General features: G+C 43.5%; 12 protein-coding genes. 5 read left to right on the forward strand and 7 right to left on the reverse strand.

The genetic code is table 11. The features are described from left to right. Window positions 1–33: 33 nt before the first annotated feature. Window positions 34–2,205: a TonB-dependent receptor gene (locus R7044_RS14740; RefSeq protein WP_225455649.1), complete on the reverse strand. Its 2,172-nt coding sequence runs from the start codon at window positions 2,203–2,205 to the stop codon at window positions 34–36. Between the two features lie 89 nt (window positions 2,206–2,294). Further along, a complete protein-coding gene (locus R7044_RS14745) occupies window positions 2,295–3,032 on the reverse strand; it encodes a siderophore ferric iron reductase (protein WP_225455650.1) in 738 nt (245 codons plus the stop codon). Window positions 3,033–3,451: 419 nt separating this feature from the next. Here R7044_RS14745 and R7044_RS14750 point away from each other — a divergent pair, with 419 nt between their 5' ends. Further along, window positions 3,452–4,783: an anaerobic C4-dicarboxylate transporter gene (locus tag R7044_RS14750; RefSeq protein WP_005376060.1), complete on the forward strand. Its 1,332-nt coding sequence runs from the start codon at window positions 3,452–3,454 to the stop codon at window positions 4,781–4,783. Between the two features lie 86 nt (window positions 4,784–4,869). Here R7044_RS14750 and R7044_RS14755 read toward each other — a convergent pair whose 3' ends face one another. Further along, window positions 4,870–5,358: an NYN domain-containing protein gene (locus tag R7044_RS14755; protein WP_005387978.1), complete on the reverse strand. Its 489-nt coding sequence runs from the start codon at window positions 5,356–5,358 to the stop codon at window positions 4,870–4,872. Between the two features lie 119 nt (window positions 5,359–5,477). Between R7044_RS14755 and R7044_RS14760 the strand changes: the two genes are divergently transcribed. Beyond that, complete coding sequence (locus tag R7044_RS14760; protein ID WP_005387976.1) at window positions 5,478–5,918, forward strand: DUF4174 domain-containing protein; 441 nt, start codon at window positions 5,478–5,480, stop codon at window positions 5,916–5,918. Window positions 5,919–5,934: 16 nt separating this feature from the next. Here R7044_RS14760 and cobA read toward each other — a convergent pair whose 3' ends face one another. From cobA to nirB, 4 genes are all read right to left on the reverse strand, one after another. After that, window positions 5,935–6,693 carry a uroporphyrinogen-III C-methyltransferase gene (gene cobA / locus R7044_RS14765; protein ID WP_017634651.1) on the reverse strand — a complete coding sequence of 253 codons (759 nt, stop codon included), beginning with the start codon at window positions 6,691–6,693 and terminating at the stop codon, window positions 5,935–5,937. A 206-nt stretch (window positions 6,694–6,899) separates the two neighbouring features. Beyond that, window positions 6,900–7,748 carry a formate/nitrite transporter family protein gene (locus tag R7044_RS14770; RefSeq protein ID WP_005387971.1) on the reverse strand — a complete coding sequence of 283 codons (849 nt, stop codon included), beginning with the start codon at window positions 7,746–7,748 and terminating at the stop codon, window positions 6,900–6,902. A gap of 211 nt (window positions 7,749–7,959) precedes the next feature. Next, complete coding sequence (gene nirD, locus R7044_RS14775; RefSeq protein WP_054575426.1) at window positions 7,960–8,283, reverse strand: nitrite reductase small subunit NirD; 324 nt, start codon at window positions 8,281–8,283, stop codon at window positions 7,960–7,962. 13 nt (window positions 8,284–8,296) lie between these two features. Further along, a complete protein-coding gene (nirB, locus tag R7044_RS14780) occupies window positions 8,297–10,861 on the reverse strand; it encodes a nitrite reductase large subunit NirB (protein WP_205391159.1) in 2,565 nt (854 codons plus the stop codon). 527 nt (window positions 10,862–11,388) lie between these two features. Between nirB and rnk the strand changes: the two genes are divergently transcribed. From rnk to R7044_RS14795, 3 genes are all read left to right on the forward strand, one after another. Then, a complete protein-coding gene (gene rnk / locus R7044_RS14785; RefSeq protein WP_005390213.1) occupies window positions 11,389–11,796 on the forward strand; it encodes a nucleoside diphosphate kinase regulator in 408 nt (135 codons plus the stop codon). A gap of 238 nt (window positions 11,797–12,034) precedes the next feature. Continuing rightward, on the forward strand, window positions 12,035–12,994 hold the full coding sequence (locus R7044_RS14790) for a GGDEF domain-containing protein (protein ID WP_064376974.1): 960 nt from the start codon (window positions 12,035–12,037) through the stop codon (window positions 12,992–12,994). Window positions 12,995–13,221: 227 nt separating this feature from the next. Beyond that, the gene (locus R7044_RS14795; RefSeq protein ID WP_005376042.1) at window positions 13,222–14,208 is read left to right on the forward strand and encodes an ABC transporter substrate-binding protein; all 987 of its coding nucleotides are present in this window, start codon (window positions 13,222–13,224) and stop codon (window positions 14,206–14,208) included. Window position 14,209: the final 1 nt, after the last annotated feature.

Here is a 14,209-nt window from a genome sequence, read left to right on the forward strand (position 1 = left end):
AGCGGCTTTTTTGATATTCGGAGATAGTTAGCTTTAGTATTCGACACTGTAGTTCAGTGTGAATGTGCGACCTCTTCCTTTGTAGTCGTACGCTGCTGCATCGTAGTGTGCTGCATAAAGAATCTGCGCACGTTGTCCCCAAGCGGTTGTGTAGTCTTCGTCAAATAGGTTTTGAATACCAAAACCTAACTGCCCGATAGGTAGTGTTACGTTACCAAGAAGATCAAACGTAGTGTATCCATCTAGTTTATTGTTTGCGTCATCTTCGTAATCAAACATCGTCTGGCTTTGTAAACGTACTGAATAGCCATCCTGATAGTAAGCCGCCCACGCGTTCGCTTTTGATGTACTTGCTTTACCCGCGCTTAGATCTTCCCACTTACCGTTGGTTTTCAGCTCAGAAACCACATAGTGACCTGATGCACCTAACAAAATATCACGGTTTACCCAGTAGTTAATGTTTGCTTCGGCACCGTATACACGTTGCTCGTCATCAACATTGGTGATTAGGAGCGTCTTCTTGTCATACTTGATTGAGTTATCCGACACCGAGTAGTAACCCGCCGCTTGCAGTGCGACAGTATCGGTATCTAATCGGTAACCAATTTCATAGCTGTCCGTTTTGATGCCCGACATTTTTGAGTCAGATACGTTAATGCTATTGTTCAACGCGTAGTGACCATTTGCATCCGCGGCATCGTAGCTACCTTGGCCGTAGTACTTTGCAGGATCAGCGAGTTCGAAACCTTGAGAGAAGTTCGCCCAAAGCTGAGATTCATCGTTAAGCTGATAAATGGTGCCCAAATTAAATAAGCTCACTGAGTAGTCAGTGCTGCCACCTGGTACCGCATCCGCTGATACACCATTACCCGATGCGATCTTCTTTTGTATACTATAGGCAACAAAATCATCAATCTTATTGTCCATGTATTGGTAGCGGTAGCCTGCTTGTACTGACCAATCTTGATTGATTTGGTAATCCCCTTGGACAAACATTGCGTAAGACGCCACATCAACATCTGGGTAACGCCCCACTTCGGCATAGGTTCGATTAATTAAGTTCCCAGAGCTGTTCGCAATGGTTGGATCGAACAGAGCCTGGTTACTTTCAAAACGGTCTAAGTACGCATCGACACCATAAACAAGTTTGAATGACTCCCAGCTTTTAGCTAACGCTAAGCGCCCAGCAAAAACTTCTGTTTTTTGTTGAGAGGCACTTTGGTAATAAGGAGTAAAGGTTTGGTCTTCACTACGGTAAGATAACTCGCCTATCAGTTGATGACCGAATACGCTGTCGTGAGCGTAGTTCGCACTTAAGAGAACTCGCTCTGTACCATGTTCACGGTCGGAATCGAACCCCTCTCGTACATCAACAAATTTATTGTTAACAATGTACAAACCGTATGGCGAATCTTGCTGGCTGTCATAGTATTGTGCGACAAGGTTTAACTTGCTGGCATCGGAGATTTGAATCTCGGTCGATCCCATAACATCGAGCGTTGAATTATACTGCAAGGAGCCCTGTGAAATGTCTGGGGTGACAATGTCGCCATTTGCGTCAAATGCACCTTGTGTCTCGGTGTACACAACCGAACCTCTAGCGGTAATTCGCTCATTACCACCCGAGATAGACTGAGCGAGTTTGTAATCAAAGTCATCGCTGCTATTAAAGCCTGTAGTGCCACTCACGTAGGATTCAAACGACAAGTCATCCGAGTACGCTTTCTTGGTGATAATGTTAATAACACCACCAGTAGCGCCTGCACCATAAATGGAGGTTGCACCAGATAGTACTTCAATTCGCTCGATGTTGAATGGGTCTATTGCGTCTAACTGACGACTAATCGGGCGAGAAGACTGTAAAGAGACACCATCAATCATTACCAACATTGCTCTACCGCGAAGGTTCTGACCATAATTAGTTCGACCACCGGTGCCGACGTCTAAAGAAGGGATGGTTGCAGAAAGAATATCACCCAGTGTCTTGCCCGCACGATATTGCTGAGCAATCTCTTCTTGGCCAACAAACCAAACCGTTCCTGGAATATTGGAGATCGATTTCGGCATCACACTGCCTACAACAACCAATTGCTCATCGCTCGGAGTCGATGTTTGTTGAAGATCTTCTGCTGCTATTGAGCTAACTGCGTATCCACTGCTCATCGCAAGTACGATGAGATTGAAAGAAAACGTCCTTTTCATCATTGTATTTATCTTTTTGTTGTCAACAAGAGCATGCAATGATACTTATTCTCACTCTCAAATCGAGCACTGTTACACAAGTTAAATAAATGTTAATTAAGAACCTTCTTGCTCATAAGCTGTCGATTTTCCTCTAAACGAGGACAATCTGCACAAAGCTTTCTGCCTTCACACTTATAGACTAAACAACAACTTTTTCTTACTAACTTTAGCGGCTGATCAGATTCCGTCTCATGAAGTGAGCGGCTATTATCAACATCCAAACCCATTGCGCTTAGCCACAAGACCGCATGCTCCTGAAGTGTCGAGTTAGTCATTTGCGGAAAGCGCTGTTGGAGACGAATTAAACAAGCCATGATTCCGTCCGACATCAATTGATGGGTGAAGCCAGGACGAATGCGTGTCCATTGACTCATCTCTTGTTGATAGAAGTCGAACAGTTCTCGGATTTGACGCCCCGCCTCTTTTATCAACGCTTCTGGCTCGCCATGTATATGCACTTCGTCGGCGAATCGGTACCCAGAAACAAAACAAGGTTTGAGGTGCTGCGCTATCTCGCGAATGTTTGGCAACGTGTGGTAACCGTAAATGGAGATGAATGCGACATAAACTGGCTGCCAACAAAGTAAATCCCACGTTCTTGTCAACCAATATGCTTTTCCCGCTTCCGGATGAGCCTCCGAGATTTGCTGGTAAAGGCCTTGGATGATCGGGTTGATATCATTCTCGATATGGATAGCTTCTTGCCCTATCTCGCCGATATCACCGTGTAGATAAGGTGTAATCTCACTCGAAGTTTGAAACAGTTGCGGGAAAAATTGCTCAGACATGATGGCTTATTGTTGGTGTAGTCATTCTGACACCTTTATACCCAAGCACCAATCGCAATGCAAACTATTATCCTTTGCGTTTTCATAACAAAGAAGCACTCTTAGGGTTAGTTATGACTGTATTTCCGCGTTCTGTGAAACTGTAAGGTCTGGTTACGTATGCGATGAATAGCAACAAACTCTTAAACCTCTTCGCATTTAACGCTCACATGATCGCAAAAATACACAGCATAAAAACACCCTGATAAAACTGTGTTAACAGTTCCCCTGTGTAGCGTGAGTTATTGCCAATAATTGAATATTGCTGTTTCTTATCCAGCGGATTGTGAACAACATGAAGTATTTTCTTTCTGAATATCGAGACAATACAAAGAGGTAATTTGGCTATGTAGCCCTCTGTTTTGAATAAGGAAATCCACATGTTGTATCTTGAGTTTCTATTTTTGCTCGTGATGCTGTATATCGGCTCACGTTATGGTGGTATAGGCCTTGGGGTCGTATCCGGAATTGGCTTGGTGATTGAAGTCTTCATCTTTAAGATGCCGCCAACCTCTCCTCCTGTCACCGTCATGTTGATCATTTTAGCGGTGGTAACATGTGCTTCCATTCTTGAAGCCGCTGGCGGTTTGAAATACATGCTGCAAGTTGCCGAGCGTGTGCTTCGTAAGAACCCAAAACGCGTCACCCTTATTGCTCCGTTCGTGACTTACTTTATGACCTTCCTACTTGGTACAGGTCACGCGGTTTACTCTATCATGCCAATCATTGGCGACGTTGCACTTAAAAACGGCATTCGTCCTGAGCGTCCTATGGCTGCCGCTTCTGTCGCCTCTCAAATCGCAATCACGGCATCACCAATTTCAGCGGCCGTAGTTTACTACTTGGCGCAACTCTCTGATATTCAACACGAGATCACTCTGCTCTCAATTCTGCTCGTTACTGTACCTGCAACCTTATTCGGTACGTTGTTGATGTCACTTTACAGCCTAAAGCGTGGTAAAGAACTAGACGACGATGAAGAATACCAAGAGCGTTTGAAAGATCCTGTGTGGAGAGAAAAAATCCTCAACACAACTGCAACGTCTCTTGATGAAGTACTACCAACAAGTGCTCGTAACTCTGTATTGCTGTTCATTGCTTCTATCTTGGTTATCGTCGTTATCGCAATGTGGCCAGACATTCGTACCATCGTAGATGGCTCGAAGCCAATCAGCATGGCAGTTGTGATTCAAATGATGATGCTCTGCTTCGGCGGTATCATTTTGCTTGCGACCAAAACTGACCCGCGCGACGTACCAAATGGGGTGGTATTTAAATCTGGTATGGTGGCGGCGATTGCTATCTTCGGTATTGCATGGATGTCAGATACCTACTTCCAGTACGCTATGCCTCAATTTAAATCTGGCATCGTAGAGATGGTAACCAACTATCCTTGGACATTCGCGCTTGCGTTATTCATTGTGTCGGTTGTGGTGAACTCTCAAGCTGCAACGGCTCGCATGATGTTGCCTGTTGGTCTCGGCTTAGGTTTGGAACCTGCGCTGCTTATCGGCTTGATGCCAGCGGTATACGGCTACTTCTTTATTCCAAACTACCCTTCAGATATCGCGACTGTGAACTTCGATACCTCGGGCACAACTAAGATTGGTAAGTGGTACTTCAACCACTCATTCATGTCTGTGGGCTTAATCGGCGTGATTGGTGCGTGTTGCTTGGGTTACTTGCTAGGGCAAATGATCATTCCTTCGTAACTAGCCAAATCAAGGATAAATTAGAGGCGAGTCATTGTACGTTTCGTACAGCCTGAGTGACTCGCCTTTCTTTATTGCACTATTCACTACAGCAAGAAATCGTCATCAATCGCGACAAAATTGTCGGCACAATCAATCAGAGTTTGAGATGTAAGTTTAGGTACACCATAAACGGTCACCGTTTTATTGAAGCGCTGCTGAATTCTCTCTACTAGCAGACTAAAGTCTCCATCTCCCGAAACTAGAATCACTTCCTCAACTTCGGGAGCAATTTCAATTGCATCGAGAGTAATACCCACATCCCAATCGCCTTTCGAGCTGCCATCACGACGCTGGATGTAGGGTTTAAGCATCACCTCAAATCCAACACCGCGTAAAATGTGATGAAACTGACGTTGTTTTGGATCGTTACTCGCGATGGCATAAGCACGAGCACTCACCACCTCTTTCCCTTGTGTGGCGACATACCAAAACTGGTTGTAATCGAAATTGCTTCGATACGCTTCGCGACAGGTGTAATACACATTCTGTACATCAACCAAAATGGCGATTTTTTGTTTGCTTTCCGAACTCATCTATTTCTACGCTCAATTTATTTGCTGCCTACCCTATGCCAGTTTTGGAAAAAGCACAATGAGCCAATTCCACTAAACTTAACGTATAAAAAGTTATTTGGGTTTCTAGGGGAACTGTCATGGGCGGAAAGTTACTAGTGATACTGCTTTCTTGTATCTTGTCATCGACAGCATTTGGTTATCCAGCGCACTCCAAATACTGGCCACATAGAAGCGTGCTCTACTTTGCGCCAGAAAATGATGAATACGTCAAACAATTCTTGCTAGAAACACTTATGAATGAGTGTGAGTTGGAAGACAGAGATGTCGTCACGCTGGTCATTACAGAACAAGGTTATACTTTTCCTGCTTGGCTTAAAGAAGAGTTCGACCTAAAAATGCTAGCTCGTCTTTATGAGGTCGAAAAAGGTTCTCATACCGCTATTTTGCTTGGTAAAGATGGTCTAGAAAAGCACCGCTGGGGCGCAGAAACAGACTGGTCGTTTATCAACAACCTCATTGATCAAATGCCGATGCGTAAGCAAGAAATGCAGAGGCAACAAAGCCCCTGTAAAATATAGTCAGTTCTGGGCAGTATTACTTTGCGAACCAATCCAACTTGTTGTGAAGTTGAGTCACGCTGCCAACCACAATCAATGCTGGGCTCACGGCTTGCTCTGCCATGATCGATAGCTCGTTCAACTTTCCTTGGAACACACGCTGCTCTGGGCGCGTACCGTTTTCAATAATGGCGCATGACATCTCAGGATCTAAGCCGTGAGTGATCAGCTTATCCATAATGTGGCCGCTTTGCTTCAAACCCATGTAGAACACAAGCGTGTTGTTGGATTGCGCCAGTGAATGCCACTCAATCTCACGACCATCTTTTTGTACGTGACCAGTGATGAATTGAACGCTTTGCGCATGGTCGCGGTGTGTTAATGGAATACCAGCATAAGCCGTTGCACCCGCTGCTGCTGTGATACCCGGAACCACTTCGTATTTGATACCAAATTCCGCTAGTTCTTCTAACTCTTCACCGCCACGGCCAAAGATAAATGAGTCACCGCCCTTCAGACGCACAACACGCTTACCTTCTTGTGCTTTCTGCACCAAGATTTGGTTGATTTGATCTTGAGGCACACAGTGAAAGTCTAATTTTTTACCTACGTAGATCATCTCTGCTGATGCATGAGCCAATTCTAGAATGTCTTTCGACACCAAACGGTCGTATACAACAACTTCAGCCGCTTGAATGGCTTTTAAGCCTTTTACTGTGAGCAAATCAGGATCACCTGGACCTGCACCAACAAGAGAAACAAAGCCGCTGTTTAAAGATGAGTGAGCAGTAGTCATATCAACGCCTATCGAAAAATTTAGATATAAAGAGTAACACTCGCGTTATGCACTTAGGGCTAAAACCACTCTAAGGAGTTATTACTTTTTATAGCTAAATCAATAAAATATGTCGCGAAAGTGAAAGTTAAAAATTGAAATCTAGTTAGAGAATAGTCCCGCCCATCCAGAAGCAGGACCATATTAAGCGAATTACCCGTTAATGGTTATTTAGCCATTGCAGGTTGCGCTTTTACTTCTTCTTCAGCATTGATAGAAGGCGCAGTTTTAGCGTGAGTTAGGTACAGTGGAATACAAGTCATTACTAGACCACCAACAATGTTACCTAGGATGGTTGGGATAAGGTTGAAGTTCAACCAAGTCGCGATACCAAAATCCGCACCTAGAATCATACCTAGTGGGAATAGGAACATGTTTACTACTGTGTGCTCGAATACTAGAGCGAAGAAGATGAAGATTGGGAACCACATCATTGCTACGCGACCAGATACTGAACGTGCTGTCATGTTGCCGATAACGCCTAGACATACCATTAGGTTACAGAAGATGCCGCGTACGAAACACGTGATCCATCCGTCCATACCCATGTTTTCAAAACCAAGGCTACGCGCGGTAGAAACAGCCACAAATTTCTTCGCTACTGCGTTCAGTTCTAGAGAGAAGTTACCTGTTAGAGAGATAGCCACTAGGTAAGCAACGATCAGAGAACCGATAAGGTTACCCAAGCCTACAAGACCCCAACAACGGAAGATACGACCCCAAGTGATGCCCGGACGGTTAGCAAACTTAGCCAGAGGCGCTAGACCAAAAACACCGGTTACTAGGTCATACCCCATCACACTTAGAATTACGAAACCAACGGGGAAAACAAGTGCTCCTACAAGACCGATACCCGTTTGTACAATCGCGGTAATAGCAACCACCACCGCAAGCGAAAGAATAACGCCAGCCATCGTACCGCGAAGCAGAAGGTCTCGCGTGCTTGTATTAGTTTTCGCTTCACCAACATTGATCATGGTTTGCACGAATTCTGCAGGCTTAAAATCAGTAGACATGAATGTGTCCTTATCCAAAATTGAAAGTTAAAAAGTTAAAAAGTTAAAAAGTTAAAGATTGAATAGAGAAAGGCTTCCCGTTGACACCTGAACGCTGTCTACAACACCTCGCTTCCCTGTTCCCCTGAGATGATGCTTGGAAAGCCTTTGTCTATTGAATCTAGGTTTCAGTTCATTCCCTCCCCCTAAGAGGAGGGAATGAAAACCAAGCTTACGCAGAGATTTCTACTTCGCCGTTGGTTACGCGGGTTTTGTACGCTTTCACGCTAAAACGCTCGTCTTCCATGCACGCACCTGTTGTCAGGTTAAAGCGCTGCTTCTTAAGTGGGCTTGCCACCCAAAGCTCGCCTTGGTGCTCACAGATCAAACCGCGAGAAAGCACGTTTGATTGGAAGAACGGGTCTGTGTTGCTGATCGCCAGCACTTCTTCTGCTTGTGTTGGGCGAAATACCGCAACTTGCTGACCATTAACCAAAGCACAAACACCCGTGCCCGGTACGATGTCGCTGATTTGGCAAATCTTTTCAAATGACATAATCAAACTTCCCTTATGCTTCAGTGATCGCTACGTGTAGGATGTCGCCTTTCGCTTCAGGGTGTTTTTCCGTGAAGGTTGCTGGGCGGTGCTGTTCGCGCTCTTGTACAAACACGACGTTTTCATCGCGCTTGTCAGAGTTGATGAAGTGCGCGAAACGAGTCAGTTGTGATTCGTCGTTGATGGTCGCAGTCCACTCACACTCGTACTCGTCTACAAGCTTCGCTACGTCAGCTTCTAGTTGAGTGTTGATGCCAAGTTTGTCGTTAACAATCACTTCGCGTAGGTAGTCAACGCCACCTTCCATGTTTTCCATCCAAACTGATGTGCGTTGTAGTGGCGCAGCAGTACGGATGTAGAACATCATGAAGCGGTCGATGTACTTGATTAGCGTTTCTTTATCTAGGTCACTTGCAAGTAGGTCTGCGTGACGAGGTTTCATACCACCGTTACCACATACGTACATGTTCCAACCTGCGTCAGTCGCGATAATACCAAGGTCTTTACCTTGTGCTTCCGCACACTCACGAGTACAGCCAGAAACACCGAACTTCATCTTATGAGGTGTACGAATGCCTTTGTAACGGTTCTCGATGTAAGAACCCAGACCAACAGAGTCTTGAACGCCGTAACGACACCACGTTGAGCCAACACAGGTCTTCGCCATACGAAGTGCTTTTGCGTACGCTTGACCTGTTTCGAAACCAGCGTCGATAAGCTTGCGCCAGATCTCTGGAAGATCGTCTTTTTGAGCACCAAACAGACCAATACGTTGAGCACCGGTTACTTTGGTGTATAGGTTGTATTCTGCTGCAACGTTCGCTAACGCACCCAGTGCTTGAGGTGTTACTTCACCACCCGCCATACGTGGGATAACAGAGTAAGTACCGTCTTTTTGGATGTTACCTAGGAAGTTATCGTTCGTGTCGTGCAGCTTAACCAGTTGTGGCTTAAGAATGTGCTCACCCCAGCAAGAAGCCAAGATAGAACCAGCCAGTGGTTTACAAACTTCACAGCCGTAACCTTTACCGTATTTCTCTAGAAGCTCATCAAACGTTTTGATCTCTTCAATACGGATTAGGTGGAACAGCTCTTGGCGTGAGTATGCAAAGTGCTCACACACGTCGTTCTTCACTTCGATACCAGATTTAGCAAGCTCAGCATTTAGAACAGAGGTCACTAGAGGAATACAACCACCACAGCCTGTACCTGCGCCAGTCACTGCTTTGATGTCGCCCAATGTGTGGTGACCATCAGCAACCGCTTGTGCGATCTTGCCTTTGGTTACGTCGAAACAAGAACAGATTACTGCGCTTTCTGGTAGAGCGTCTGCACCGAGTGCTGGTTTCTCAGCGCCTGCGTGTGCAGGAAGGATCAACGCATCCGGGTGTTCTGGTAGGTCGATTTCGTTCAACATAAGTTGAAGCAGGTCACCGTAGTCAGAGGTGTCGCCAACCATAACCGCGCCAAGCAGTTTCTTGTTGTCTTTAGAAACGATAAGACGTTTGTAAACTTCTTGTTCTTCGTTCTGGTAAACGTAACTCTTACAGCCTTCAGTACGACCGTTCGCGTCACCGATTGAACCTACTTTTACACCTAGAAGTTTCAGCTTCGCAGACATGTCAGCGCCTTCGAATTTGCTTTCTGTGTTACCTAGTAGGTGGTCAACAGCAACGGTCGCCATCTTGTAGCCAGGAGCAACAAGGCCGTAGAACATTTCGTTCCAAGACGCACACTCACCAATCGCGTAGATGTTCTCATCAGAAGTCTGACAATGGTCGTTGATAGCAACACCGCCACGAGGTGCCACTTCTAGCTCCATTTGGCGTGCTAGTTTGTCTTGTGGACGAATACCTGCAGAGAATACGATGAAGTCTGTTTCTAGTTCTGAACCGTCAGCAAAACGCATAACGTTGCGTGCGTTTGTGCCTTCTGGCGCAATCTCAAGCGTATTTTTGCTGGTGTGAACGTTCACGCCCATACGCTCGATCTTGTGACGAAGTTGGTTACCACCAGCCAGGTCAAGTTGCTCAGCCATTAGTTTTGGCGCGAACTCAACAACGTGCGTTTCTACACCCAGTGCTTTCAGTGCGCCTGCTGCTTCAAGGCCTAGCAGACCACCACCGACAACAACGCCTGATTTGCTCTTCTTCGCACACGCTTCGATCGCTTTAAGATCTTCGATAGTACGGTAAACAAAACAGTCTTTGCTTTCGTGACCTTTAATAGGTGGAACAAATGGGAATGAGCCAGTAGCAAGAATCAGCTTGTCGTATTGAACTTCACGGCCAGTGCTTGAGTAAACAATGCGGTTTTCACGGTTGATGTTAATCGCGCGTTCGCCGATCAGCATGTTAATACCGTGTTTCTCGCAGAAGCCTTCTTTTACTAAAGAAAGTTCATCTGCAGTATGGTGAGAAAAGTAAGAGGAAAGATGCACACGGTCGTATGCGACACGAGGTTCTTCACAGAAAACCGTAATGTCTATATTAGACATATCAGCTTTCTCGACTAAGTCTTCAATATAACGGTGCCCTACCATACCGTTACCGATGACTACTAGCTTCAACTTGCTCATTATAATTCCTAAGGGTTAGGTTCTTATCACTGAGCTCATTGTTAATTGTGAAAGAAAATTAATACATGATGTAAATCAATTACAATTTCAAACTACCCTAAAGGGGTAGATGAACGTATTTATCTGACTATTGCGAAATAAAAAGTAATTTATTAACGGATATTGGTAGTTTTAACAAACTGAGATAACCGAAGCCATGCTAGCAACGGACTATACCGTTTTGCTTTTATGAAGTTAGGCTGACCATCGAAACCGAGCACACCTACGATAAATCCTGCTTTGCTTCTAAACGACGCACTCACTTGACTTCACCGTTTCAAGGTGAACAGAGAACAATATCTGAAGTGATTGAAAGATTTAGAAAAATCAAGCTTCACAACAAAAATTTTTTACTAGCTAAGTCGCACTATAAAGACTAAAATCAGGTTTAGTTCATATGGAATAGCGTCCATATGATTGATACCGTAATTGACATATAGAGTGCCGTCCCATTTTTGTGAGGCGGCCTTTTATTTGGGAGTCATAAAATGTCAGAAAACAATTCTATCTACATCTCAAGCTTAGATATGAACCGAATCACGGCCTTGTTGGATAAAATGCCAAACATCGCAGCGGAGCTTGTGGAATTAGAAGCAGAGCTCGACCGAGCAACAGTTCTTGAGCCAGAACAAATGCCAGATAACGTGGTCACGATGAACTCGACTGTAGAGTTTAAATTTTCAGGTGAAGATAGAACCATGACAAAGACACTGGTTTACCCTTCTGAACTGAAAAGCAGTGATGATATCTCTATTTTTGCGCCCGTAGGCAGCGCACTGATCGGTTTGTCTGTCGGCCAAAAACTTGACTGGCCAATGCCAAATAATCAAGTGAAGACAATTGAAATTGTCGATATCACATACCAACCTGAGCGTTGTGGTGCACTAAACCGCTAACCCTCAGTAGTCCCGGTGCAAAGGCCTCCATTTAAGACTTTGCACCAGGAGAGCCCCTCGCTTACCCCCTATTTCCTTCTTTGTTTTCCAAGCATTTACTTTGCTGCTCTTAAGTAACATCACCGATTCTTTATTATTTACCGCATATTCAATACTTATATCTCCAAGCTCAATCATAGAAATTGCAAAGTATTTTTCGTATATTGTCGCTCCGAAAACGACGTAAATTATGCGCAAAATGGAAGAATATCTAACTCGAATTGCCTGCTTAGAAAAAGAAAATGAAGAGCTGAAGCGGAAGAATGCGCGACTACAAGAAAAGTTGAATGCTGCACTCGACAGTAATGGACTGTGTTTGTGGGAGCAGCATATTCCTTCAGGTACTTTGACGATATTCAATATGCAGTGGGGCAAAATGCTAGGTTATCAGCCCCATGAGTTAACCGCGACGGTTGAAACGTGGAAAAACAATCTCCACCCTGAAGATTATGATCTTGCGGTGGGTGCATTTGAAGATCACCTAGCTGGCAAAACCGACCTTTATGAGGTAGTGCATCGCATGATTCATAAAGACGGCAGTGATAGTTGGGTCTACGATCGAGGGCGCATCGTCGAGTATGGTTCTGATGGCGAACCACTGCGCATGATGGGCACTCATATCGATATTACAAAAGAAAAGCGATATGAGCAGCAACTGGCTAAGTTAGCTTCGAGTGATCCATTGACCGGACTGTTAAATAGAAAAGCAATTGAGGAAAACTTTAATCATCAACCTCAAACCAAGCCGTCTCAGCAGTCTGCCTTAGTGTTTGTTGATATAGATAATTTTAAAGCAGTTAACGACCAGCTAGGTCATCATACTGGTGATACTCTCCTCATTAATATAGCCAATAGCTTAACAGAGCTTGCGTCAAGCAAGTCTCAAGTTGGACGCATAGGAGGCGATGAATTTGTTATCTTAAACTGGCATTCAAGTCGAGAGGAAATATCCCAACTTTGCAATCAACTCTTAGACTCAATCATTCCAGCGATAAATCAAGACTTACATAAAGTAACTATAGGAATGAGTATCGGTGTTTGTCTCTTTAACAAAGGAAAGCAACCGTTTAATGAAGTGTATCAAAAAGCCGATCACGCAATGTATGAGATAAAGAAAAATGGCAAAAATGGAGTACAATTTTTCAACTTAAAAAGTTGATATCTCTCCATAAATCATCATGTTATGAAATCAGTCATTTGCTACAACTTGAACTAACTAAAGATAAATTCTTTATATCTAAGCCAGTTACCGAAATTACCCCTAGGTACTCATAAATTTGGCACGATACAAATAAATCCCCTCCTCTCCTAGCATCAACCCAATAAGCAACTACACTCATTTAACTGATAGATTAATTACTACTATTATGAAGGGAGTTGTTTTTGATGGATACAAAACAGATTTCTACAGTTATCATAATTTTAGTTCTTTCTGCATTAGTAGTTGCTTATTTAAAGTTAACAACGGTATCAAATGCTATCCACAAACCTACAACAATCGGTATATCTAAGACGCCTCTGTCAGCCCCTTTTATCATTGCAGAGCACATAGGTGCGTTTGAAGAAAACGATTTAAACGTCGAACTTATCATGTGCTTTGGAGGGGTCGAATGTTCAAACCTACTTCTAGAAAACCATGTTAATTACGCCACTTTTTCTGAAAGCGTACTGATGTTTAAAAGCTTTGAATACAAAGATTTAGCATTAATCACTTCTTTTGCATCTTCTACGAATGATATTAAGCTGCTAACTAAAAAGCGGTCTGGCATAGAAAGTATAGATAAATTACCAGGAAAAAAGGTTGGTGTAATAAAAAAGAGCGCTAGCGAATATTACTTAGACTTGTTGCTACAGGTAAATGACATTGATTTAGAAAAAGTAGAAAAAATATCATCAACAACGCAGGTTATTATAAATCATTTAATGCAAGGAAACGTCGATGCAATATCTACTTGGGAGCCATACGGATTTATGGCCAAGAATAGAATAAATGAAGAAGTAAAGAACATAGGAATTATTGGCGTGTATAAACTTTACTTTTTGCTTGTATCAAAAGAAATACACATTGAAAAATCAGATCAAGAAGTAATGAAAATAATAAAGTCACTTCATCACTCAATTAACTGGATGGATAAAAACCCTCATTTAACAATGAAAATACTATCACAAAAACTTAACACAACAGTTGAAGAAATATCTTGGAGTTGGGATGATTATAACTTTCGATTAAATTTAACGAATTCTTTATTATTTACATTACAATCAGAAGCTAATTGGGCATTAAAACAAAACTATGTAGAAGGACAGATTCCAAATTACAGAAAAATATTTAAAGAAAACTATATCAATTCATATTTTGATGGTCTAGATTAAA

Source organism: Vibrio sp. 1402 (assembly GCF_033340275.1).